Here is a 23,875-nt window from a genome sequence, read left to right as displayed (position 1 = left end):
GAGGAGTTTGCAGGCGCGCCTGTCGCTGCTGTTTGTGTTGCTGCTGCTGGGCGTGAGCATCGTATATGTGCTGCTGCTGGCCCAGAGCACGGAGAATTATCTGGCCGAAAACATCCAGCAGCGCAACCGTACCCTGGCCAATTCCGTGGCCCAGGTGCTGGCCCTCGACTCCGCCACCAACGAGATTCCGCAGGCGGCCCTACGCCAGACCTTCGAGGCGGCCATGACTATTAACCCCAATATCAAGCTCTATATTATTGGCCTCGATGGGCAGATTCTGACTTCCTCGGCCGAGCCTAATGAGGTGAAGCTCAACCGCATTCCGCTGGAGCCGGTGCGGGAGTTGCTGGCCGGCACCGTGCCCTTACCCATTCTGGGGGCCGATCCGCGCAATCCGGCCGTGGAGCGGCCTTTTTCGGCCGTGCCCCTGCACACCCGCGCCGGCCGGCCGCACGGCTTTCTCTACATCACGCTCGGCGGCGGTGAGCAGGCCGACGAGTCGGCTTCGCTGCGCCAAAGCTACAGCCTGGGGGTGCTGCTGCGTACGCTCGCCGTGGCCGGTGCGGCCGTAGTGGCGCTGGGCTTAGTGCTGATTTCTTTTCTGACTAAAAACCTCGACCGCCTCGCCGCCGCCGTGCGCCGCCTGCAAAGTGGCGACTACGCGGCCCGCGTGGCTGGCATTCGGCGCGGCGATGAGCTGAGCGCGCTGGCTGACGCCTTCAACGAGATGGCCGCCCGCACCGAGCAGGCCGTGGCCACCCTGCACAGCAACGACCAATTGCGGCGCGAGCTGGTGGCCAACATCTCCCACGACCTGCGTACGCCCCTGGCCAGCATCGAGGGCTACACCGAAACCATTCTGCTCAAGGAGCACCTGCTCACCGAGACTGAGCGGCAAACCTATCTGCACACCATTCTCAAGAATACGCAGAGTCTGAAACGGCTGGTATCGGAGCTGTTTGAGCTGAGCAAGCTGGAAGCCCGGCAGACGGTGCCCCGCCCCGAGCCGTTTTCGGTGACCGAGCTGGTACAGGACGTGCTGCTCAAGCTGGAGCCCGAGGCCCAGGCTTGCACCATTCGGCTGCACGCCAGCTATGCGCCGCATGTGCCCTTCGTGTGCGCCGACGTGGGCCTGATTGAGCGGGTTCTGCAAAATCTGCTCGACAACGCCCTGCGCTATACTCCGCCCGGCGGCAAAGTGGAAGTAGAAGTGGCGGCCCCCGACGCCGGGCAGCGCATCGCCCTGCTGGTGCGCGACACGGGCCGCGGAATTGCCCCCACGACCTGCCCCACGTTTTCGACCGCTTCTACCGCTCGGATCAGGTGCGCGAAAAAACGCAGGACGGCCTGGGTCTGGGCCTGGCCATTGCCCGCAAAATCGTGGCCCTGCACGGCAGCGACCTCACCGTGACCAGCACCGAAGGCGCCGGCGCCTGCTTCACTTTTTCATTGCCCAGGTACGCGCCTTAGGGGGGCGTATGCCGGGAAACATGATAGGGTATGTGGACAGTAAATGAAGCTGTTTAGGAAGTCGTTTTGGTGTAATGCTCAATCTGGCGTCCGCTTGTCGAAGCATCTCTACCACGCTATTAAACGAGCTTGACGAAGCGGGAGAGATGCTTCGACAAGCGGACGCCAGATTCAGCATGACGTTCTTTTTTCGTTTTAAGACTTCCTAAACAGCTTCGATGAAAAGAACGTCATGCTGAGAGCAACGAAGCATCTTGCTCGCGTTCGTGTGATTAGTAAAGGACTTTACGCACTACGTGCGCTACCTACAGGAAAACGTGGCGGAGGTAGAGGCCTTGTTTAAGGAGCTGCTCATCGGGGTAACCAAGTTTCTGCGCGATGCGGAAGCGTTCGACTCGTTCAAAAAGCATATGCTGCCCGTGCTGCGCACCAAGGCTGAGGGTAGTCTGGTGCGGGTGTGGGCTCCCGGCTGCTCTACCGGCGAGGAGGCGTATTCGCTGGCTATTACCCTGCTCGAATGTCTCGACCTGATAGCGCCCGAGCGCTACCTGAAAGTGCAGATTTTTGCCACCGACCTCAACGCGGAGGGCATCGCCTACGCCCGCGCTGGCTTCTACCCCGAAAACATTGCGGCCGACGTAAGCCCCGAGCGGCTGCGGCGCTTCTTTAGTAAAACAGATGGCGGCTACGTGATTCAGAAGGAAGTGCGCGACCTGGTGGTTTTTGCCCCCCACAACATCAACAAGGACGCGCCCTTCACCAAGCTCGACCTGCTGGTGTGCCGCAACCTGCTGATTTATCTGTCGTCGGAGCTGCAGCGCAATCTGCTGCCGATGTTCCATTTTGCCCTGAACCCCGGCGGGCTGCTGTTTTTGGGCCCCAGCGAGAACCTGACGGGCTTCCAGGATTTATTTGCCCCCCTGGATATAAAGTGGAAGATTTCGCGGCGCCTGGAAGGCGTGTCTACCATGCTGCGCCTGATCAATTTCCCGTCGGGCCTGGCGCGGCCGACGGCGCCCATCGTGCCAGCCAGCAGCGCCGGCATGGGGGCAGCCCGCAAAGACGGCCCCTTTGCCATGCTGGTGCAGAAGGCGCTGCTGCGCTATTTTGCCCCCCGGCGGTAGTCGTGAATCCGAAGGGCGAAATCCTGTTCGTGAACGGGCGCACCGGCCGCTATCTGGAGCCCGCCCCCGGCCTGAGCCACCTGAACATCTTCGAGATGGTGCGCGGGGAGCTGCGCTACGAGCTGACGGGGGCTATTCATCAGGTAAGCACCACCCGTGAGGATGTAGCGGTGGAGAACGTGAAGCTGGCCACCGAAGGCAGGTTTCAGCTGGTGCGCCTCAGCGTAAAATACCTGGCTGAGCCCGAGCATTTGCAGGGGCTGATGCTGGTAGCGTTTGAGGAGCAGCCCACGCCCCGCAAAGTGCGCCTGGGCAAAGCCAGCGTCCACAACGCCGAGCTGGGTCGCGACACGGTGGTAGCCACCCTGGAAAAGGAGCTGCAGTACACCGAGCTGCGCCTGCAAACCACCATTGAGGAGATGGAAAGCAGTCTGGAAGAGCTGAAAAGCACTAACGAGGAGCTGCAAAGCGCCAATGAGGAGCTGCAAAGCACCAACGAGGAGGCCATGACCAACAAGGAGGAGATGCAGAGCATGAACGAGGAGCTGCTGACCCTGAACATGCAGTACGTAAGCCGGACGGAGGAGCTAAGCCAGGCGGCCAACGACATGAAAAACCTGCTCGACGCCACCGAAATAGCGACTATCTTCCTTACCAATGATTTGCTGATTAAGCGGTTTACGCCGCCCGTGGGCCGCATTTTTAAGCTGGTAGCTTCCGATGTGGGCCGCTCCATCACCGACTTTGCCAATACCCTGCGCTACGACCACCTCACCCGCGACGTGCAGCAGGTAATCGACCGGCTGGTGAGCGTGGAGACCATTATTCAGGCCACCACGGGCGAGTGGTACGCCATGCGTATTCTGCCCTACCGCACCCTCGACAATTACATTAATGGGGCCGTTATCACCTTCAACGAGGTCACCCAGCTCAGGCACCTGGAGGAAAGGCTGCAAGCCAGTACCAGCTTTGCTGAGAGCATTATCGAAACGGTGCGGGAGCCTATGCTCGTGCTCAACAGCGACCTGCGCATCCTCACCATTAGCCAAGCCTTTGCTGAGCGCTATCAGCTGAATGTGGCCGAAACCAAAAACCAGCTCCTGACCGATCTGAACGGCGGCGCCTGGAATGTGCCGCCGTTGCGCCGGCTGCTGCTGAATCTGATAAGCGATAAAAAAGAGGAGTTCGACGAGGGGCCTTTACAGATAAAGCTGCCCCAGCTGGGCACCCGCAAGGTATTGGTGTACGGCCGCCGTCTCCTCAATCACGGCTCGCTACTGGACTGCCTGTTGCTGGGCGTGAGCAAGGATATAGCCCCGGCCGCGGACTAGAAAATCAAAGTTAGAACGACCAGCTCCCCTCCTCAGCTGAGGAGGGGACGCCGTGCCGAAAGCGCGGCTGGGGTGGCTGACGGGCGTTGCTGATGTTGTTTGGTTGTTGAGGTGAACGTCATGCAGAACGCGGTGAAGTATCTCGCTTGTTTAGCGGGATTACTAACCTCACCTCAGCACGCGAGATGCTTCACTGCGTTCTGCATGACGCTCACCTCAACAACCAAACAACCAAACAACGACCTCCCTCCGGTGGCACCACCCCAGCGTCGGCTGCGCTGTCGCATCCCCTCCTCAGCTGAGGAGGGAAGCTGGTCGTTCTGGTCGTTTACTGTTCACTCGCTCCGGCCGGTTTCTCTTTGCTATTGTAAAAAAGCCCCCCAGTCATTCTATCATCATTTGCCGCTTTGCGTATGCACTAGCAATACGGCGACAAGGGCCAGAAAAGCAGGCTGGGGGCTTTTTTACTTATTCAATTTTGTTCGCGCTATGGACCAAGACCAGTGGCTTTCCGTGCATGAGGCGTTGCAGCAGCTGCGGGCCCGCGCCGAAACGCGCCGGCGCCTGGTAACGGAAAGCGTGAGCGATGGTGTGCCGGCCGACGCGCAGCGCCTCGTGCAGGAGCTGCAAGTGCATCAGATAGAGCTGGAAATGCAATACGAGGAGCTGCTGTTGTCGCAGGCCGCGGCCGAAGCCGCTCACACTCAGTACGTCGACCTCTACGACTTCGGGCCGGTGGGCTACTTTATGCTCACTGAGGAGGGCCAGATTCGTCTGCTCAACCTGCGGGCCGCACAGTTGCTGGGCACCGTACGCACACGCCTGCAAGACCGCCGCTTTGCCTTGTTCGTGGCAACAGAATGCCGGCCCGAGTTTCAGGAGTTTCTGCTCCGGGCTATGCGCTCCGACGCCCGCGAAACCTGCGAAATGGAGCTGCTGCGCGAGGATGGCTCGCGCTTCTTCGCCCGCCTGGAGGGGCTGACGATGCTGTCGGAAACGGGAAAAACAAACTGCCGCCTGGCCGTCATCGACATCACCGAGTCGCGCGCGAGCCTCCGGGCGCTGGAAGCCAGCGAGGCCCGCTTTCGGCTGCTGTTTGAGCAAAGCCGCGACGCCACGCTGCTTATTCAGGACAACCGCTATATCGACTGCAACCAGGCCGCGCTCCAGCTGTTTACCCTGCACCACAAAAGCCAGCTCCTGGGGCAGCATATTTCCCTGTTTGCTCCCGACGTGCAACCCAGTGGCAAGCCTTCGGCGGAGGCCGCCAACGCCCACAGCGCCGAGGCCCTGCGCAATGGCTGGCACCGCTTTGAGTGGCTGATGCTGGGATCAAACGAGCAGGAGCTATGGATGGAAGTATCGCTCACCCGCTTTACGCTGAATGGCCAGCCCGTGCTGCACTCCGTGATGCGCGACATCACCGTGCAGCGCGGGGGCAGGGAGCAGCTGCGCCGGGAAAAAGAGTTTACCGAAAGCCTGCTCAACAATAGCGTCGACGGCATTATGGCCTTCGATGCCCAGCGCCGCCTCACGGCCTGGAACAAAGTAATGAAGCTGAATACCGGCAAGACCGAAGCTGAGGTGCTGGGTCAGGATTTATTTGACCTGTTTCCGCATCACCGCGACGGCCCTGAGGGAGAAGCCATCACTAAAGTGCTGGCCGGAAAGCGGGTTACGAAATATAATCTTCAGCTTTACGAACGCGTAGGTCACTTCGAGTCTTATTTCGTGCCTTTGCTAAGCACGGAAGGCACCGTAGAAGGAGGGCTGATGCTGATACGCGACGTAACCGAGCGCGTGCGCCTGGCCGAGGAAGCTACCCGCCTGAAGCTGCGCCAGCAGCAGGAGGTGCATTCCGCCATTCTGACCACCCAGGAAGAGGAGCGCAAGCGTATCGCGGAAGCCTTGCACAATGGCGTAGGCCAGCTGCTTTACGCTACCAAGCTCAATCTGGAAAACCGCTCAGGCGGTGCTTCCTCCCGCGAGGCGGCGCTGGCCTTGCTCGAAGAAGCGATAAAAGCCACGCGCACTATTTCCTTTGAGCTAACGCCCGGTATTCTCCAGGATTTTGGCTTGAAATCGGCGCTGGAGGAGCTGGTGAAGCGCATCCCGCGCTCGGGTTTGTACGTGCGCCTGTATCTGAATGGCTCCCTTGATGATTTGCCCCAGCAGCTCGAAGTATCCGTGTATCGTATTGTACAGGAGCTGCTCAACAACATTATCAAGCACGCGCAGGCCCGCAGAGCCTTTGTACATGTGGTGCGGGAAGATGACCATGTATCTATCTCCGCCGAAGATGATGGCCAGGGCTTCGACCCCGTTGAAGCCCGCGCGCTGCACTCCGGCATCGGCCTTACCAGCGTCCGCAACCGCGTCGATCTGCTGGCCGGCACCTTTTCCATCGACTCCCGCCCCGGCCTCGGCACCATAGTGACTATCGAGCTGCGGATAAAGTAACACGCTACCAAAGAGGGATGTGTCTGAGCATAAAAAAGCCCCCCGGATAGTTATCCGGGGGGCTTTTTTATACAGAACTCTTACAGTCTGATGCCAATGCCCGGCCCCAGCAGGAAGAACAGCTTGCCGCCATTCAGCAAGTAGCCGCCGCCCAAATACAGCGGAAAAGTTAGCTTGGCGTCGCTGCGCGTGGGGTAGACGGACCCCAGAATTACGATGCCCAGGTTGCGGGCGCTGTTGGCGTCGGGGTTGAGGTTGAAGGCGTTCAGGGCCACGAAGCCCGCCCCGATTTTGTAGGGCCGTAATTTGTTGATTTTGTTGGGGTTGTAGAAGCTGAACTGGGCCAACGTAGCTAAGCTGATGCCGTTGAAAGTGCCCACGCCCTGCACGTCGCTGTTCACTTGCTTGGTCAGCAAACCGGCCGGAAAGCTTACATCGATATCGAACTTCACGCGGCGCTGGAGCACCAGATCAAGCTTCTGCTGGAAGCCGGGCTCGCTGTATTTATCCGCGACGTGCTTCACCGTAACCTGAATGCGCGCCCAATCGTCGAGGTCGTAGGTTTTGCGGGTGCTGAGGTGGCTGTTGAGGCTGAGGTTGCCCACCTGACACTGTTTATCCTGGTAAAAAGCCCCCCGAATAGAGTTTTCGCCCGGACAGACCACGATGTTGTCCAGCGTGCGCATCTCAATCAGCTCGCCCTTGCTGTTCAGGGTCCGAATCTCGAAGGCGAGGTACTGCTTGCCATACAGCTGGGCCTCCGTGTCAATAGCGTCAGCGTTGAAGCTGAACACCACGTCACGGATGGACTTGTCGTAGAGTACGGGCCCGTTGAGGCGGGTGATGGGGCGGGGCGCTTCGCCGAAGGTTACGCTCACAAAATCGAGCGGGTGGGGGCGCTGAAACTCCCGCACTTGCAGAGCGTGGCCCGTGGGTTGGCCCGCGTTAAAAATGGTCAGCCGCTTCTTGTCAATATTAAGCGGCACCTGCACCCGATACACCACCGCCTGCTCGGAGCGTACCGAGGAGTCGGAGGGAACCACCAGCACGTCTTCGAAATGAAAGCGGGCTTTCTGCAACGATTCGCCCTCCAGGCGCACATCCACGGTTTCGCCGGGGTTCACGGTTTGGCTGGCGCTCCAGTCGCCGCCGCGGTGCCGCACCTGCACGCCCGTGATGCTGGTTTTGGGCGACACGTTGAAGTTAGTGAGGTACTTGGGCTGGTCGTTTTCCTTGATGTAGAGGTAGCTGTCCGTCTGGCGGTGGGTGTTGTAGACGCGCAGCCAGCACAGCACCCGGTCGTTGGAGAGGTAGCTGCGCGTCACCAGCTCGGCAATCAGCGGACCGCCTTGTTCTTCCTGGTCCTCAACACGATAGGTGCGCTTAAGATCGAAGCTGCGGCCATTGTCCAAGATAATTTCCACGCCCTGCCGGCGCGACGCTTCATTGAGGGTGATTTCCTTTTTATCGACGCTCAGAAACCGCAAGCGGCTGGATTTCACGGTGAACTCCTGACGGAGCGGAGCCAGACTGTAGCTCAGGCGACGGTTGTTTTCGACGAGAAAGGGGCGTTCCGTTTGGGGGCGCACGGTGAGCGCGCGGTTGCCGGGCACATTGGGCAGCACATGCAGGCGCAGCGTGCCGTTCTGCTGACTGAGCCGGTAGTCAATATCCTGGCCGTGGGTCCAGTCGGGACTCACGCGCACGTTTTTGGGGTTGTTGCTGGTCAGGTCAAACACCTTTTCCTCACCCACATACAGCTCCGTATCAGTAGGCCGAAAGGCCAGCGTGGTGCGCGTAACGGGCAGCAGATTCACCGTCTGGGTTTGCAAAATGCCCCCCACAGCCTCGAGATTCTGCGTGAAGGTGAGTCGCAGAAAGCGCGTGGCGGTCAGGTCGCGGAAACGGATTTTGGCCCGATAAAACGCGTTGTCTACGGCCGTGAGCGAGTCGAGGAGCTGAAAGTCGGCGGAGCGCTGGAGGCGAAGTGGGCGCTGGGGGGCAAATTGGGTGGGATACACTAATAGCTCGGCCGTCTCGTCGTCCTGGCGATAATAGAAGTACAGGTGCGGCTCATTCTCAACCGCTACTACCTGGCGACTCAGGCGGTAGCGGGCCGTATCGACGTGCAGCACCATCTCACGCAAAAGGGGAGCCTGCGCGAAGGCGACGGGGCCAATTCCCAACAAAAACAACAGCAACAAGGCGGTGCCGACAGCGCGGCCAAAATCTGGAAGAAGGCGCACGGGGCAGTTTGGGTCAGAGAGTGAGCAGTCAGAAGCCAGAAGCGCGAACTACCCAAGCAGTCCACAATTGGACAAAGGTAAGAGGGGAGGGGGTTTGGAATAAAAAGAAAAGTGAGTTGTAGCGCGGAAATCCGTTCCGCGTCGAGCCGCGGGCGAGGACTCGATACCGTGCCTACGCCTTGTTTCTCGCGGTGCTCGACGCGGAACGGATTTCCGCGCTACATTTCTTGTTGGTAAGTGTGGGGCCAATCTTGCCAGTTCTCTACTAAGCCAGCCTTCACCGGATTTTGAAGTACGTAGGCAATTACTCTATTCAACTCCCGACCGTTGCGGATTACATGGTCGTAGCTTTCTGACTGCCAGAAAGCTCCCGTGAGCTGAAGTAACTGGTTCGCTTTCGTGGCGCTGTACCGCTTTTGAGCCTGTAACACCCGGTAAAAAGGCTGCTGTAGATTTTCCGCTATAGTCAGCACCAAATGCACATGATTAGGCATAATGCAGTAAGCGTGCAAACTGTATTCACGACCAGAAAAGTGAAACAAGGATTCGCGTACGAGAGCGGCTATCCGCGGCTCGATGAGCCAGTGCGGTCCACTCCTGTCGTCGTCCAGCCACCGATCATAGTGTACGAAAGCTCGTTTGCGCTGCCGCCGCTGTTGCTCACTATTACTGGTGTACGGTGCCAGATTTGCTTCTGCTTCCAAAGCTTCCCGCACGGACCGGGGCAGGGTGCCGGCCAGCCGATACGTGATAAACAGGGTGCTGCCCGGTGGGAGATGGTGGGGTAGATTTCGCTCGTAATGACTGTGCAACAAATCATCCATCCCGAAATGTAGCGCGGAAATCCGTTCCGCGTCGAGCACCGCGAGAAGCCACGCGCCTTCATTCGCTAGCATACGATTGCCTTTCGCTGCGCTCAACGCAGAACGGATTTCCACGGCTACGACCGGGCCGGCGGCAACCCGACCGGCGTCAATAAGGTACACTACGGAGGAGTGGCGTTACAAAATACCCCCTAGTACCGCTTTCATCACCTTTCCTCTTCCTATGACGACAAAGCACACCTACGATATGGGCGTGATTGGCAACTGTGCCTTTCTGGCCTTAGTGAAACAAGACACCGCTATTTCCTGGCTTTGCTGGCCCCGCTTCGATAGCAGCTTCGTGTTTGGTAGCCTGCTCGATACGCGCAAAGGCGGCGAGTTCAGCATAAAGCCCGCCACCGAGGAGTATAGCTCGCATCAGTTTTATAAAGAAAATACCAACGTCCTCTGCACCGAAATTGAGAACGAAGACGGGCGCTATCGGGTCACGGATTTTGCCCCCCGCTTTCCGCAGTACGACCGCTACTACAAGCCCCTGATGCTGATTCGGAAGCTGGAGCCACTGTCGGGTACGCCCCGCGTGAAGGTGATCTGCTCGCCGGTGGGCAACTACGGCGAGCTGCCCCTGAGCCGGCGGCGCAGCTCCAACCATATCGCCTTTCTGGGGCTGGAAGAGGAAATTCGCCTGACCACCAACATTCCCCTGACCTATATTCTGGATGAGGAATTGTTTGTGCTCAATGAGCCTAAATACCTGGTGCTCACTTATGGAGCCCCCTTAGAAGCACCTTTGGAAAGCACGGCTGAGCGGTTCTTGCGCAGCACCGTGCAGTACTGGCAGAAATGGGTGAAAAGCACCAGCATCAGTAGCTTCTATCAGGAGGCCGTTATTCGGTCGGCGCTGGCGCTCAAAATTCACCAGTACGAAGACACAGGGGCCATTATTGCGGCCAGCACCACCAGCTTGCCCGAAGCGCCCGGCAGCACCCGCAACTGGGACTACCGCTTCTGCTGGATGCGCGATACCTACTACATCCTCACGGCCTTCAACAACATTGGTCACTTTGAGGAGATGGAGCAGTATTTTCACTACATCGCCAACATCTCTACCAAAGTCAAAGACAAGTACCAGCCGCTGTACAGCATCAGCGGGGGCACCGAGCTGATCGAGCGCGAACTGGATCTAGAGGGATATTTGGGTAACAAGCCCGTGCGCATCGGCAACGACGCCTACACCCACATCCAGAATGACGTGTACGGGCAGGTGCTGGTGGCTTTGCTGCCGCTCTACGTTGACCGCCGCTTCCTCGACGAGGAGCGCAACGACTCCCAAAAGCTGATCTATGATGCCCTGCGCATGATCGACAAAACCATGAACATGCCCGACGCTGGCTTGTGGGAATTCAGGACGCTGGCACAATACCACAGCTACACTTACCTCTTCCATTGGGCCGGCGCCCACGCCGCTCGCCACGTAGCCCGCCGCCTGAGAAACCCTGAAATGGAAGCGCTGGCTACGCGCTTAGTTGAAGAAGCCAGCCAAAAAATCGAAGAATGCTTCGATGCCAAACGCGGCGTGTACACCAATGCGATCGGCTCGCCTCACCTCGACGCCAGCACCATGCAGCTCATCATGATGGGCTACCTCGACCCGGCCTCGGAAGTGGCCAAAAAACACCTCGTAGAGCTGGAAAAGGAGCTAAAAACACCCGAAGGTCTTTTCTACCGCTACCGCCACGCCGACGACTTTGGCACACCCGAAACCACTTTCCTCATCTGCTCCTTCTGGTACGTGGAAGCTCTGGCCTGCGTCGGTCGCGTGGAGGATGCCATTCGCGAGTTCGAGTCATTGCTGACGTATACCAATCATCTGGGCTTGCTTTCAGAAGATGTAGACGCCCGCACGGGCTCGCAGTGGGGTAACTTCCCGCAGGCGTACAGCCACGTTGGCTTAGTGAATGCAGCTTATCGCATTGCCAAAAAGCTGGATCAGCCGAATTTCGTGTAGGCGCCTCAACGATTGGCCTCACCCCCCGGCCCCGTGTGCCTCACCCCCGGCCCCCTCTCCCAAAAAGAGGGGGAGCCAAACGCTTGGCCTACGCCGCCCCTTCCGCTTTCGCTTCAGGTACGGCTACCATGGTAGCCCAACAGCAAAAAGAGATTTGAACAGAAAAAGCCCCCCAACTTATTATTGGGGGGCTTTCTCTAAAAACTAGAACGTGGTAGCGGTTGCGGAGGCGGTAGCCGATGTAGCCGCGCAGGCTGAGCGCCTGGCTCCCCCTCTTTTTGGGAGAGGGGGCCGGGGGGTGAGGCACACGGGGCTGGGGGGTGAGGCCTGCGTTAAACGACCTACGCCTCCACCAAAGCGCGCAACACGCGCCGCACATCATGATGAGAATCCAGATGAAAGCGGGCCAGGGAGCGGTGGGTGCTACCTACTTTCACGGTGTAGGCGTGCGAGGGCATGGCACCGAAGGTATCTTCATCGGTACGGTCGTCGCCGATGGCGATGATGAAGTCGGCGGGGTAGGAGGCCAGCCAGCGCGCGGCACCCGCGCCTTTATTTACGCCGGCGCTTTTTACTTCTACCACCTTGTTGCCCTCCATCACTTGCAGGTCGCTGTTGGAAGCCAAAAAGTGCAGATGACTGGTCAGCTCGCGGGCCCGCACCTCGCCTAGCTCCACGTCGGCGCGGCGGTAGTGCCACACCAGGGAGTATTCTTTTTCCTCCACAAAGGAGCCCGCCGTGCGGCTGACATGCAGATCGAGAATAGGTCTGATTTCGTGCATCCAGTCGTTGGTAAGCGGCCGGAGCATGGTCCATTCTTCGCCCAGCGCCCGCAGCCATACGCCGTGTTCCACAATAAAATCGAGAGGCAAATGGCCGAGCCATTTCTCCAGGGTGGCCCGGTCGCGGCCACTCACGATAACGACCCGGTTGCGCTTATCGGCGCTTAAGTCGGTCAGCAACGTGAGCAGTTCCTGGTCGGGACCGGCCAGCTGGGGGTTGGAGTTAAATCCCGCCAGCGTGCCGTCATAATCCAGGAATAAAAGCCGCTGGGGGGCATTTTGATACTCGCTGGTCATGCGCTGCAGCTCGTCTGCATTCAGGGTGGTAGTAGCCAAGGTTTCTTGCTTTAACTTGCTGTACGTGAGTCGATTCATAAATAACTCGACCCAATGGTGAATATTATATTTTTTTACCAGCGCCTGCATGGCGCCCATGCGCTGCCGTTGTTCGTCCTCGGGCATTACCAGCGCATCGTGCATAGCCTCAGCCAGCTGGTTGGTGTCAGTAGGGTTAATGATGATGGCGTCCGACAGCTCCCGGGCGGCCCCGGCGCGCTCACTCAGAATAAGCACCCCAGGCGTGTCAATCTTGCTGGCAATGAACTCCTTAGCTACCAAATTCATGCCGTCGCGCATGGGCGTAACCAGAGCCACTTCGGCCATCCGATACAAAGCCGCTAATTCCTCCAACGGAAAAGAGCGGTAGAAGTATTGAATAGGATTCCAGGAAATGGTACGATACGTACTATTAATGCGGCCTACCAGCTCGTCAATTTCCTCTTTCAATTCCTTGTACTGCTCCACCTGGTCGCGGGAGGGCACCACCACCATCAGCAGCGTAGCCCGCTCGCGCCACTCGGGGTAGGTTTGCAACAGCAACTCATAAGCCCGCAGGCGCTGGGCAATGCCTTTGGTATAATCGAGGCGGTCGATAGACAGGATTATGCGCTCGTCGCGCAGTGCGTCGCGGTAGGTTTGCTCGTGCTGGCGGGCCTGCTCCGATTGCGCTACCTCCGCATATTTGGCCTGGTCAATGCCCATCGGGAAAGCATCAACCAGCACGCTGCGCGTGCCCAATTCCACCAGGCCATTCTGGCTCTGGTAGCCCAGCAGCTGCGACACCGAGCTCAGAAAGTGCCGCATGTAGCCGTAGGTGTGAAAGCCAATCAGATCAGCCCCCAGCATCCCTTCCAATAGCTGACGTCGCCAGGGCAGCACCCGAATCAGCTCGTAGGAGGGGAACGGAATGTGCAGAAAGAAACCGATGCTGCTTTTCGGTCTAGCGGCCCGCAGCATCTGCGGCAAGAGCAGTAGCTGGTAATCGTGCACCCAAATGGTATCGTCGGGGCCGGCCAGCTCCAGTACGGCCCGGCAGAATTTCTCGTTCACGGCCACGTAAGCCTCCCAGTGCGACTGGTCGTAGATGGCGTATTGCGCGAAATAATGGAAGGTCGGCCAGAGCGTTTCGTTGCTGAAGCCTTCGTAAAAATCCCGGATTTCGCTTTCCGTCAGAAACACCGGCCGCATGCTGTCGGCGCGGAGCTGTTCGCGCACTTCCGGTTCCTCTTCTTCGTCTACCGAAATGCCCGGCCAGCCCACCCACACGTTGTTATCAGCCCGATAAATGGAGCCCAGGCCGGTGGCTAAGCCCCCTTCGCTGGGGGAAAATGAAAGGCCTTCTTCGCTGCGTTGTACTTTGGTTGGTAGGCGGTTAGAAACGATAATCGTACGGGACATGGGGTATTTACTTCGTGCACAAATAGCTTTTCTTACGTTAAAAAGAACCGTTTCGATGAAAGTGTTTGTGATCTAGGGCGGAGGCAGGTACCCAAGCCGCGGCGAAAAAGCCCCCCACACCAAATTGAAGAAAGAGAACAAGCAGACGTATTTACTCAAGGTCAAGGCTGTCACGGCAGTAGCGCCCGCAGGCATCGATACTATTGCCGAGAAGATGCTGGTGTATCAGCGCAGCGTAGGCGCCCCAAAGCCGTGGGCGAGGTGAAAGTAGACTACAGCAAGCCGCTGAGCGCGCCCAAGAAAGCGGCTACGCTGGACGACGCTAGTCGCAACGATGCGACTAGCGACAACGATGCCACTACCCAGGAGATTAAGTACCTGATGGAGGCATTCCAAAAAACCAATAACCCGGCTTACCGAAACGGGGCTGAAAGAGGCATCGAGTACTTGCTGAAAATGCAGTACCCCAACGGAGGATTTCCGCAGTACTACCCCGACATGAGCGGCTACCGGCACGCCATTACTTACAACGACAACGCCATGATGCGGGTGCTGGTTTTGCTGCGGGATGTAGCGCAGCAGAAAGGCAACTTTGCCATCGTGAATTCGGGCTTGATACCCCAGGCTCAGTCGGCGGTAGCGCAGGGTATCGACTGCATTCTCAAAACGCAATATGTGCAGAATAGGAAGCTCACGGCTTGGGGCGCCCAGCACGACGAGAAAACTTTGCAGCCAGTGAAAGCCAGAGCCTTTGAGCTGGCCTCGCTCAGCGGCATGGAGACGGTTGAAATTGTGGAATTCCTGATGGGAGTAGAGAACCCTACACCGGAAATCAAGAAGTCGATTGAGGCGGCAGTGGCTTGGCTGGACGCGGTGAAGCTCTCGGGCTACGCCGTGAAGCTGATTGATGCTCCCAAAGAGCCCACCGGCAAAGACCGCGTGCTAGTGCCGGAGCCCGGCTCGGTTATCTGGGCCCGCTTTTATGATTTGGAGACCAACAAGCCCATCTACGTGGGCCGCGACGGGGTGAAAAAAACCACTCTGGCTGAAATTGAGAATGAGCGGCGGGCCGGCTATGCCTACGCGGGCACTTGGCCAGCTAAGCTGCTGAACAAGGAATACCCTAAGTGGCAACAGAAGTGGGCCAATGCCACCGGTGCGAAACTATAAGTATCAAACTATGAAAAATTTATCTCGCGCTGTGGCCTTGGCTGAAACCGAGGCACCCGTGCTCCGCCCCACGGCTGCGCTGCTGGAGCTGCCCGAAAAAGTGCTGCAATTTGGAACTGGCGTATTGCTGCGCGGCCTGCCCGATTATCTGATCGACAAGGCCAACCGCCAGGGGATTTTCAGTGGCCGCATCGTGGTAGTGAAATCTACCGACGGGGGCGACCTAACCGCTTTTGAGCGCCAGAATAACCTGTATACGGTAGGCATTCGGGGCGTGGAAGACGGCCACACGGTGGAGGAAAACGTGCTCTGCGCTTCTATCAGTCGGGTGCTGTCGGCTAAAAGCCAATGGGCCGAGGTGCTGGCTTTCGCCGCCAGCCCGGACCTGCAGATCGTGATTTCTAACACCACCGAAGTTGGCATTCAGCTTACGGCCGATGACATCCGCCAGGAGCCACCGCACTCGTTTCCGGGCAAGCTGCTGGCCGTGCTCTACGCTCGTTTTCAGGCATTTGACGGCGATTTAACCAAAGGCCTGGTCATTGTGCCTACGGAGCTCATTCCCGATAATGGCCGGAAGCTGGAGGGCATTTTGTTGGAGCTGGCGCACCGCAACGGACTGGAGCCGGAGTTTATCGAGTGGCTGGAGACGGCCAATACCTGCTGCAATTCGCTGGTTGACCGCATCGTGCCCGGCAAGTCCGACGCGGCCACTGGGCAAGGGCTGACCGAGCAACTGGGGTATGAAGATGAGCTGCTGACCATGACCGAGGCCTACCTGCTCTGGGCCATTGAGGGCGACGAGCGGGTGAAGCAGGTGCTCTCCTTCCATGCCGCCGATCCGGGCATCATAGTCCGGCCCGATATTAATCTGTTTCGGGAGCTGAAATTGCGCTTGCTCAACGGTACCCACACGCTAAGCTGCGGCCTGGCGTATCTGAGTGGTTGCGAGACGGTGCGCGGAGCTATGGAGAATGATTGTGTGGCCACGTTTGTGCACAATCTGATGCTGGGTGATTTGCTGCCGGGCATCCCGTATGCCGTAGACGAAAAAGTAGGTCAGCGCTTCGGTTTGCAGGTGCTGGACCGCTTTCGCAACCCCTCCATCGAGCATCGGTGGCTGGCCATTACCATGCAGTACACCCTGAAAATGCAGATGCGCAACGTGCCCACCTTGATGCATTATTACAAGCGCTTCAACACGGCGCCCCAGTATATGGCGCTTGGGTTTGCGGCCTATCTGCTCTTCATGCGCGGCACGCGTCAGGAAGGTAAAATCTGGTACGGCACGGCAAACGGCACGGAATACCCTATTCAGGACGACCAGGCGGGCTACTTTGCCGAGCTGTGGGCTCGCAACCTGTCGGCGGCCGACCTGACCACGACTGTTCTACAGAATCAAACGCTCTGGGGCCACGACCTCAGCCAGTTATCTGGCTTTGCCAAACGCGTCAGCGACAACCTGCAGCAAATGCTGGAAACTGGCGTTTCGGCCACGGTAGCAAGGCAATTAAATAAAAAAGCCACCTTAGTCAAATGAGGCATCAGGTAGCCAAAATTCATCCTGCCGATAACGTATTGGTGGCCCTGGCTGATTTGCCGGAAGGGACGCGCGTGCCCTGGGATGGAACGATCCTAACTACGACGGCTCGTATTCCGGCCAAGCACAAGCTGGCCACCCGCGATTTTGAACCCGGCGACTTAATAACCATGTACGGGGTGCTGGTGGGCAAGGTCCGCCAGTCGATACCGGTCGGCGGCCTGCTCACCACCAGCAATATTCAGCACGCCACCGACAGCTACGGCGAACACCAGCACGAAAAAGCCCCCTGGTCGGCCCCCGACGTAAGTCGTTGGCAGGACCGCACCTTCATGGGCTACCACCGCCGCGACGGGCGCGTGGGCACCGCCAATTACTGGCTGGTTATCCCACTGGTATTCTGCGAAAACCGCAACATAAAAGTGTTGGAAGAAGCCCTGGTAAATGACCTGGGCTACGCTCGCCGCAAGAGCTATCAGCCCCAGACGCAGGCGCTGATTTCGCTGATGCAGGCGGGTAAGTCGGTGGAGGAAATTCTGCAAACGGATCTGCACAGCGCCGAAAATGCCCCCCAGGGACCTAACCGGTTGTTTCCGAACGTGGATGGCATCCGGTTCCTGAGCCACGAGGGCGGCTGCGGCGGTATTCGCCAGGATGCCCAGACGCTGTGTGGGCTGCTGGCCGGCTATATCACGCATCCGAACGTGGCGGGCGCGACGGTGCTGAGTCTGGGTTGCCAGAACGCGCAGGCGAGCATGCTACAGGACGAAATCAATAAGCGCAGCCCTAACTTCGATAAGCCGTTTTTTATTCTGGAGCAGCAGAAAATCGGGACGGAAGAAGCGCTGATTAGCGCGGCTCTGCGTCAGACGTTCGCGGGCTTGATGCAGGCGAATCAGGTGCGCCGCCAGTCGGCGCCGCTGAGCAAGCTGAGCATCGGTTTGGAATGCGGCGGCTCCGATGGCTTCTCCGGCATTTCCGCCAATCCGGCCGTGGGCCACGTATCGGATATGTTGGTGGCGCTGGGTGGCTCGGTTATTCTGGCTGAATTTCCGGAGCTGTGCGGCGTAGAGCAGGAATTGGTTGACCGCTCGATCAATACCGAAACGGCTGAGCGCTTCAGCCACCTGATGAAAGCGTACGGCGACACGGCTATTGCCGTGGGCTCGGGCTTCGACATGAACCCTTCACCCGGCAACATTCGCGATGGCTTGATCACCGATGCGATGAAGTCGGCGGGGGCGGCGCGGAAAGGTGGAAGCTCGCCCGTGGTGGCGGTGCTCGACTACCCCGAACCCGTGACCAAGCCCGGCCTGAACCTGCTCTGCACGCCCGGCAACGACGTGGAATCGACCACGGCTGAGGTCGGCTCGGGAGCGACGGTGGTGCTGTTTACCACGGGCCTGGGTACGACTACCGGCAATCCCATCGCGCCCGTCGTGAAGATTGCCAGCAACACTGCTTTGGCCAAGCGCATGCCCGACATCATCGACGTGAACACCGGCACCGTCATCGATGGCGAAGAAACCATCGAGCAGGCGGCCGAGCGCATTCTGGACTATGTGGTTCGGGTGGCGAGCGGCGAAGAAGTTGCCGCCGTGCGCCACGGACAAACGGACTTTATTCCGTGGAAACGCGGCGTTTCGCTGTAATGACTAAGAACGTCAAGCTCCCCTCCTCAGCTGAGGAGGGGACGCGGCGGCACAGCCGACGCGGGGGTGGTTGACCTCGTTGCTGACGTTGTTTAGTAAGAGCTACTTCAAAAAAGCCCCCCGCGCATCGTTCAACTAAACAACGACTGCAACCACCCCAGCTTTGGCTGTGCCAAAGCATCCCCTCCTTGGTAAGGAGGGGAGTTTATCGTTCTTTTTGCGCTCAAATTTGCTCGCTTCATCAGATAGATACGCACTATGAAAAAGCCTTTTCTCAATGACGATTTCCTGCTGCAAACGGAAACGGCCCAGCAACTCTACCATGAGTTTGCCAAGCCTATGCCCATCATTGATTACCACTGCCATTTGCCCCCCGATCAGATTGCGCAGGATCGGCAGTTTGAGAATATCACTCAAATCTGGCTGTACGGCGACCACTACAAGTGGCGCGCCATGCGCACCAACGGGGTTGATGAGCGCTACATTACGGGTGATGCGTCGGACTGGGAGAAGTTTGAGAAATGGGCTGAGACTGTGCCGCAAACCGTGCGTAACCCGCTCTATCACTGGACGCATTTAGAGTTGCAGCGCTACTTCGACATCACGGAATTGCTGAATAAGGACAGCGCCCGCCGCATCTACGAGGCCTGCAATGAGAAGCTGCGCACATCAGAGTATTCGGTGAAGAATCTGCTACTCAAAATGCAGGTGAAAGTCGTCTGCACGACCGATGATCCGGCCGATTCGCTGGAGTATCATCAGGTCATTGCCGCCCAGCCGTTTGGGGTGCAAATCCTGCCTGCTTTCCGGTCCGATAAGGCTATGTCGCCGGAGGACGTAACCGCCTACAACAGCTACCTGGATAAGCTGGCGGCAGCGGCAGATATAACCATTGCCACCTACGACGACCTGCTCGAAGCCCTGCGTCGCCGCCACGATTTCTTTCACGCCCAGGGCTGCCGCCTCTCTGACCACGGTTTGGAGCGTCTTTACGCTTCTGACTACTCAGCGGAGCAAGTGGCTAATGCCTTTGCACAAGCGCGTGGGGGGCAAAAATTAAGTCAGGAGGATACTGAAGCGCTGAAGTCGGAACTGCTGCTGGAGCTGGCCCGCCTGGATCACGCCCGCGGCTGGACCCAGCAGTTTCACTTGGGCGCGCTACGCAACAACAACGCCCGTATGCTGCGCCAGCTCGGCCCCGACACGGGTTGGGATTCTATTGGTGACTTCCCCCAGGGCCGCGCCCTTTCTACCTTCCTCGACCGCCTCGATTCGTCGGATCAGTTGGCCAAAACGATTCTCTACAACCTCAACCCCGCCGACAATGAGCTGCTGGCTACTATGATTGGTAACTTTCAGGATGGCACGGTGGCCGGTAAGGTGCAGTGGGGCTCGGGCTGGTGGTTTCTGGATCAGAAAGACGGGATGGAAAAGCAACTCAACGCGCTGTCGAATATGGGCCTTGTGAGCAAGTTTGTGGGCATGCTCACCGACTCGCGCAGCTTCCTTTCGTATCCGCGCCACGAGTATTTCCGCCGCGTGCTCTGCAACCTGCTCGGCAACGACGTGGAAAACGGCGAGCTGCCCGACGACATGGCGCTGCTGGGGGGCATTGTGGAAAACATCTGCTACTACAACGCCCAGCAGTATTTCGGCTTTGACGCGGTAGCAACCGAGGCCGTAACTCCAGGCTCCAGCTTGGTGAACAGTTGAACAACAGTAGCAGTAGCGCGAAGCTTCTGCTTCGCGTTTCGTCGCGGTCATTGTTAAATATGATTCCCAGCTAGTCGTTAGCTTCGCTGCCCTACGGGTCAACGATGCGCGAAGCGGAAGCTTCGCGCTACAAACAACGATTCGCCAAGCTGGAGCTTAACGTTACATTTACCTTTTATGAAACAGGTTATCACTTTTGGCGAGATTATGTTACGGCTCTCGCCGCCTCTGAACTATCGGTTCACGCAAGCGGCCAGCTTCGAGGCGAACTACGGCGGGGGCGAGGCCAATGTGGTCGCCGCCGTAGCGGGCTTGGGCATACCGGCCGCGCACGTCACCTGTTTTCCGGCCAACGAGCTGGGCCAAGCCGCTGCTCAGAGCTTCCAGCGCTTAGGCGTGGACATGCGCCACACGGTATATAGCGGCAAGCGGCTTGGTCTGTACTTCCTGGAAGTAGGTGCTTCCCTGCGGGCCAGCAAAGTGGTGTATGACAGGGCTGATTCTTCCTTTGCCAACCTCGATCCGGCCGCTTTCGACTGGGATAAAATTCTGAAAAATGCCCAATGGCTGCACTGGACGGGTATTACGCCCGCCATTTCGGCCGCTGCGGCGCAGGCCATCGGCGCAGGTATCCGGGCGGCTCGCCGTATGGGGCTCACTGTGTCGGCAGATGTGAACTACCGCCGCAACCTCTGGCAGTACGGCCAGCGCGCCCAGGACGTAATGCCGGACCTCGTGGCTGGCTGCGATGTGGTGGTGTGCTCCGAGAATGACGCCGCCGACTTATTCGGTATTCGCCCCGCGGCGGGTGCCGAGAATAAGTTTGCTTCCATCAGTGAGCAGCTGATGACGCGCTTTCCGCAAATCAAGCAAGTAATCAGTACTCGTCGCAAAACCCAAAGCGCCTCCCACGAGCGCATCAAGGGGCAGCTTTTTGACGGCGCTTACTCCGAAACACCCTACTACGACATCACGCCGGTGGTAGACCGCATCGGGGGCGGCGACGCGTTTCTGGGGGGCTTTATTTATGGCTCCTTACACTACGCTACGCCGCAGGAGGCGCTGCACTTCGCCGTGGTGGCCTCAGCCCTCAAACACACGATTCACGGCGACGTGAACCTGGTGACGGTGGCCGAAGTGGAGCACGTGCTGCAAGGCAACACCACCGGCCGGCTGGTACGGTGAAATGGTGAGTGGTGAAATGGTGAGTTTGACGTTCTGGCGGCGCGGACTACATGAGGACGATAATAACTAGAACAGCAAACTCACCACTCACCATTTCACCACTTCACAAACTCACCACTTCACAAACTCACCATTTCACCACTTCCCGAATGCCTCGTTTTTCCGCTGATCATATTTTAGAAACCGTCCTGCGCCACCCCATTGTTCCGGTTTTTTACCACGCCGAGGCTGCTTACGCGAAGCGTATCATGCAGGCTTGCTACGATGGCGGACTGCGGGTATTTGAGTTTACAAACCGGGGTGAAAAAGCCCCCCAGGTCTTCGCTGAACTGGCCGCTTTTGTGCGCGACACCTGCCCCGATATGCTGCTGGGTATCGGTACTATTTATCAGGCGGAAGAAGCGGAGCGTTTCATTGCCGCCGGCGCCGATTTCGTGGTGCAGCCCGTCACGACGGCGCCCGTGGCGGCGGTATGCCGGCAGCACGACGTGCCCTGGCTGCCGGGCGCCATGACGCTGAACGAAATCTATAACGCTACTCAGCTGGGCGCGAAGCTCGTGAAGGTGTTTCCGGGCAACGTGGTGGGGCCGGGTTATATCAAGAGTTTGCGCGGCCCGATGCCGGATGTGAAGCTGATGGTGACCGGCGGCGTGGAGCCCACGACGGAGAGCTTGGCCGAATGGTTTGGGGCCGGGGTAAACGTTGTCGGGATGGGGTCGCAGCTCTTTAAAAATGCTGATGATACGGCGGCCTTAAGCCGGCAGATTGCTGACTTGCTGGCGTTTGTTGAAACACTAAAAAAGTAACGCTGCCCGAATGGCGCGACCACCGTGCCATCGATTTGCCCACGAGTACGAGTTCTGCTTTGCTATCAATTTCCACACCCGATGATGATACCCTCTCCAACTCAATCTCCGCCCGGCACCCCGATTGCTGCATCTGAGAAGATGAGCAAGTATCGGTGGACCATCTGCGCGCTGGTGTTTTTCGCCACTACGGTCAACTATCTTGACCGGGCCGTTATTTCGCTATTGAAGCCTTATCTGGAGACGGAGTTTAACTGAAATTCGGGCGACTATGCCAACATCGAAATAGCCTTTAAGGTAGCGTACTCGCTGGGTATGCTCGGCGCGGGTCGCATCATCGATGCGCTGGGCACCAAGATCGGCTACGCCTTATCTACTTTTCTGTGGAGTCTGGCCGCCATGGGTCATGCGTTTGTCAGCAGCACTTTCGGGTTTAGTGTGGCGCGGGATTTCCTGGGCGTAACGGAGGCCGGCAACTTTCCGGCCGCCATCAAAACGACGGCCGAGTGGTTTCCGCAGCGTGAACGAGCATTAGCAACGGGTATCTTCAATTCGGGCTCCAACGTGGAGCGCCTTGCGATAAGACAGTGGAAATGAGTACTTAGCCCGGCTCTATGCAGCCGGACTCTGGTACGCTACTGTCGCACTTGTAGGTGCTGTGGTATAAGCCCTCGTTCCTCTACGCTCTTATTTCTTATGTCTAACCTCTTTCTTCCGAGCCTCTTATGAATCCCGCTCACGAAAACAACTTAGCCCAACCAGTCGGCACTACGCTCGACCGCTACATCATGCGCAAGCAGTCGGAGTTTGCGTTTGCCACCGGCGAACTGTCGCAGCTGCTGCGTGATATTGCCTTAGCGGGCAAAATTGTGAACCGCGAAGTAAACCGCGCGGGCCTGACCAGCATTATCGGGGCCGCCGGGGGGCAAAATGTGCAGGGTGAGCAGCAGCAAAAGCTGGATGTAGAGGCCAATATTCGCTTCATTCGGGCCCTGACCAACGGCAAGGAAGCTTGCGCGGTACTCTCGGAAGAAGAGGAGGATATTATTCATACCGGTCACTGCGAGGGCCGTTATGTAGTAGCCATCGACCCGCTGGATGGTTCCTCGAACATCGACGTGAATATCAGCATCGGCACCCTGTTCAGCATCTACCGGCGCGTGTCGCCGGTAGGAACGGAGGCCACGGCCGCCGACTTTTTGCAGGGCGGACGCAAACAGGTGGCAGCGGGCTACATTCTGTACGGCTCCAGCACCATGTTCGTGTACACCACCGGCCACGGCGTGGCGGGCTTCACGTACGAGTCGTCGCTGGGCGAGTTTTTCCTGTCTCACCCCGATATCCGCATTCCGGCTACCGGCCCCGTATTTTCCTGCAACGAAGGCTACTGGTTTGAGTACCCGGAGTACGTGCGCAAGTTTCTGCTGAGCTGCAAGCGTCGCACTATGTCCGGGCGCTACGTGGGCTCGTTGGTGGCCGACTACCACCGCAACTTATTTACGGGGGGCATTTACTTATATCCGCCCAATAAAAAAGCCCCCCAGGGCAAGCTGCGCCTCCTTTACGAAGGCTACCCGCTGGCCTTCCTCATGGAGCAGGCCGGCGGCTTGGCCTCCTCGGGCACCCAGGCCATCCTCGACATGGTACCCACCGATTATCACCAGCGCGCGCCCCTCTTTATCGGCTCTCCGAACCTGGTGAACGAGCTTCTGGCCGGAGCCGGGAAGCCCGCCATAGCCGCTATGGCCGCTAATCAATCAGCCGACTTTCGTTGTTAAGTATAAAGAATAGGAAAAATAAGCTTCTTGCATACTCTGTATTGCGTCT

Annotated in this window: 19 protein-coding genes; 16 read left to right on the top strand and 3 right to left on the bottom strand. The window is 58.2% G+C overall.

The window, feature by feature from the left end; all coding sequences use genetic code 11:
* Nucleotides 1–7: 7 nt before the first annotated feature.
* The 5 genes from MKZ35_RS07625 (at nucleotide 8) to MKZ35_RS07605 (ending at nucleotide 6,385) form a co-directional block, all read left to right on the top strand.
* Nucleotides 8–1,411 (top strand): sensor histidine kinase, encoded by a 1,404-nt coding sequence (locus tag MKZ35_RS07625; RefSeq protein WP_482512635.1) that lies wholly within the window; start codon nucleotides 8–10, stop codon nucleotides 1,409–1,411.
* Entirely contained in the window at nucleotides 1,360–1,470 is a 111-nt protein-coding gene (locus MKZ35_RS07620; RefSeq protein ID WP_482512835.1) for a hypothetical protein, read from the top strand. Before MKZ35_RS07625 ends, MKZ35_RS07620 begins: the two co-directional genes overlap by 52 nt.
* 296 nt (nucleotides 1,471–1,766) lie before the next feature.
* Nucleotides 1,767–2,594, top strand: a complete 828-nt coding sequence (locus MKZ35_RS07615; RefSeq protein ID WP_482512634.1) for a CheR family methyltransferase — start codon at nucleotides 1,767–1,769, stop codon at nucleotides 2,592–2,594.
* 2 nt (nucleotides 2,595–2,596) lie between these two features.
* Nucleotides 2,597–3,925 (top strand): PAS domain-containing protein, encoded by a 1,329-nt coding sequence (locus MKZ35_RS07610; RefSeq protein ID WP_482512633.1) that lies wholly within the window; start codon nucleotides 2,597–2,599, stop codon nucleotides 3,923–3,925.
* A gap of 489 nt (nucleotides 3,926–4,414) precedes the next feature.
* The gene (locus MKZ35_RS07605) at nucleotides 4,415–6,385 is read left to right on the top strand and encodes a sensor histidine kinase (protein ID WP_482512632.1); all 1,971 of its coding nucleotides are present in this window, start codon (nucleotides 4,415–4,417) and stop codon (nucleotides 6,383–6,385) included.
* Between the two features lie 80 nt (nucleotides 6,386–6,465).
* On the opposite strand, the gene MKZ35_RS07600 is transcribed toward MKZ35_RS07605, so the two are convergent.
* Both MKZ35_RS07600 and MKZ35_RS07595 read right to left on the bottom strand, forming a co-directional pair.
* On the bottom strand, nucleotides 6,466–8,631 hold the full coding sequence (locus MKZ35_RS07600; RefSeq protein WP_482512631.1) for a hypothetical protein: 2,166 nt from the start codon (nucleotides 8,629–8,631) through the stop codon (nucleotides 6,466–6,468).
* Nucleotides 8,632–8,849: 218 nt separating this feature from the next.
* Nucleotides 8,850–9,617, bottom strand: coding sequence for an REP-associated tyrosine transposase (locus tag MKZ35_RS07595; protein ID WP_482512630.1), 768 nt, complete (start codon nucleotides 9,615–9,617; stop codon nucleotides 8,850–8,852).
* 61 nt (nucleotides 9,618–9,678) lie between these two features.
* Here MKZ35_RS07595 and MKZ35_RS07590 point away from each other — a divergent pair, with 61 nt between their 5' ends.
* Nucleotides 9,679–11,463, top strand: coding sequence for a glycoside hydrolase family 15 protein (locus tag MKZ35_RS07590; RefSeq protein ID WP_482512629.1), 1,785 nt, complete (start codon nucleotides 9,679–9,681; stop codon nucleotides 11,461–11,463).
* Nucleotides 11,464–11,804: 341 nt separating this feature from the next.
* On the opposite strand, the gene MKZ35_RS07585 is transcribed toward MKZ35_RS07590, so the two are convergent.
* Complete coding sequence (locus MKZ35_RS07585) at nucleotides 11,805–13,982, bottom strand: bifunctional alpha,alpha-trehalose-phosphate synthase (UDP-forming)/trehalose-phosphatase (protein ID WP_482512628.1); 2,178 nt, start codon at nucleotides 13,980–13,982, stop codon at nucleotides 11,805–11,807.
* Nucleotides 13,983–14,106: 124 nt separating this feature from the next.
* Between MKZ35_RS07585 and MKZ35_RS07580 the strand changes: the two genes are divergently transcribed.
* The 10 genes from MKZ35_RS07580 (at nucleotide 14,107) to fbp (ending at nucleotide 23,826) form a co-directional block, all read left to right on the top strand.
* Nucleotides 14,107–14,247, top strand: a complete 141-nt coding sequence (locus MKZ35_RS07580) for a hypothetical protein (RefSeq protein ID WP_482512627.1) — start codon at nucleotides 14,107–14,109, stop codon at nucleotides 14,245–14,247.
* Nucleotides 14,244–15,152, top strand: a complete 909-nt coding sequence (gene pelA, locus MKZ35_RS07575; protein ID WP_482512626.1) for a pectate lyase — start codon at nucleotides 14,244–14,246, stop codon at nucleotides 15,150–15,152. Before MKZ35_RS07580 ends, pelA begins: the two co-directional genes overlap by 4 nt.
* Nucleotides 15,153–15,162: 10 nt before the next feature.
* Nucleotides 15,163–16,692 carry a tagaturonate reductase gene (locus tag MKZ35_RS07570; protein WP_482512625.1) on the top strand — a complete coding sequence of 510 codons (1,530 nt, stop codon included), beginning with the start codon at nucleotides 15,163–15,165 and terminating at the stop codon, nucleotides 16,690–16,692.
* A complete protein-coding gene (locus tag MKZ35_RS07565; protein WP_482512624.1) occupies nucleotides 16,689–18,344 on the top strand; it encodes a UxaA family hydrolase in 1,656 nt (551 codons plus the stop codon). The genes MKZ35_RS07570 and MKZ35_RS07565 overlap by 4 nt, the downstream gene beginning before the upstream one ends.
* Nucleotides 18,345–18,602: 258 nt before the next feature.
* Nucleotides 18,603–20,057, top strand: coding sequence for a glucuronate isomerase (uxaC, locus tag MKZ35_RS07560; protein ID WP_482512623.1), 1,455 nt, complete (start codon nucleotides 18,603–18,605; stop codon nucleotides 20,055–20,057).
* Between the two features lie 177 nt (nucleotides 20,058–20,234).
* Nucleotides 20,235–21,242 carry a PfkB family carbohydrate kinase gene (locus MKZ35_RS07555; protein ID WP_482512622.1) on the top strand — a complete coding sequence of 336 codons (1,008 nt, stop codon included), beginning with the start codon at nucleotides 20,235–20,237 and terminating at the stop codon, nucleotides 21,240–21,242.
* Nucleotides 21,243–21,391: 149 nt separating this feature from the next.
* The gene (locus tag MKZ35_RS07550) at nucleotides 21,392–22,048 is read left to right on the top strand and encodes a beta/alpha barrel domain-containing protein (RefSeq protein WP_482512621.1); all 657 of its coding nucleotides are present in this window, start codon (nucleotides 21,392–21,394) and stop codon (nucleotides 22,046–22,048) included.
* An 81-nt stretch (nucleotides 22,049–22,129) separates the two neighbouring features.
* Nucleotides 22,130–22,306 carry a hypothetical protein gene (locus MKZ35_RS07545; RefSeq protein ID WP_482512620.1) on the top strand — a complete coding sequence of 59 codons (177 nt, stop codon included), beginning with the start codon at nucleotides 22,130–22,132 and terminating at the stop codon, nucleotides 22,304–22,306.
* Nucleotides 22,307–22,327: 21 nt separating this feature from the next.
* The gene (locus MKZ35_RS07540) at nucleotides 22,328–22,645 is read left to right on the top strand and encodes an MFS transporter (protein WP_482512834.1); all 318 of its coding nucleotides are present in this window, start codon (nucleotides 22,328–22,330) and stop codon (nucleotides 22,643–22,645) included.
* 128 nt (nucleotides 22,646–22,773) lie between these two features.
* Nucleotides 22,774–23,826, top strand: a complete 1,053-nt coding sequence (fbp, locus tag MKZ35_RS07535; RefSeq protein ID WP_482512619.1) for a class 1 fructose-bisphosphatase — start codon at nucleotides 22,774–22,776, stop codon at nucleotides 23,824–23,826.
* Nucleotides 23,827–23,875 lie beyond the last annotated feature (49 nt).

It is taken from the genome of Hymenobacter sp. R533113 (assembly GCF_056835965.1).
Note: the sequence above shows the minus strand (reverse complement) of the source record. Positions and strands in the feature narration are given on the sequence as shown.

What these genes read in the sequence shown, in the direction of transcription:
- MKZ35_RS07605 (WP_482512632.1), top strand. Translation starts at nt 4,415, where the DNA reads ATGGACCAAGACCAGTGGCTTTCCGTGCATGAGGCGTTGCAGCAGCTG.
- MKZ35_RS07590 (WP_482512629.1), top strand. Translation starts at nt 9,679, where the DNA reads ATGACGACAAAGCACACCTACGATATGGGCGTGATTGGCAACTGTGCC.
- MKZ35_RS07585 (WP_482512628.1), bottom strand. Translation starts at nt 13,982, where the DNA reads ATGTCCCGTACGATTATCGTTTCTAACCGCCTACCAACCAAAGTACAA.
- MKZ35_RS07570 (WP_482512625.1), top strand. Translation starts at nt 15,163, where the DNA reads ATGAAAAATTTATCTCGCGCTGTGGCCTTGGCTGAAACCGAGGCACCC.
- MKZ35_RS07565 (WP_482512624.1), top strand. Translation starts at nt 16,689, where the DNA reads ATGAGGCATCAGGTAGCCAAAATTCATCCTGCCGATAACGTATTGGTG.
- uxaC (WP_482512623.1), top strand. Translation starts at nt 18,603, where the DNA reads ATGAAAAAGCCTTTTCTCAATGACGATTTCCTGCTGCAAACGGAAACG.
- MKZ35_RS07555 (WP_482512622.1), top strand. Translation starts at nt 20,235, where the DNA reads ATGAAACAGGTTATCACTTTTGGCGAGATTATGTTACGGCTCTCGCCG.
- MKZ35_RS07550 (WP_482512621.1), top strand. Translation starts at nt 21,392, where the DNA reads ATGCCTCGTTTTTCCGCTGATCATATTTTAGAAACCGTCCTGCGCCAC.
- MKZ35_RS07545 (WP_482512620.1), top strand. Translation starts at nt 22,130, where the DNA reads ATGATGATACCCTCTCCAACTCAATCTCCGCCCGGCACCCCGATTGCT.
- fbp (WP_482512619.1), top strand. Translation starts at nt 22,774, where the DNA reads ATGAATCCCGCTCACGAAAACAACTTAGCCCAACCAGTCGGCACTACG.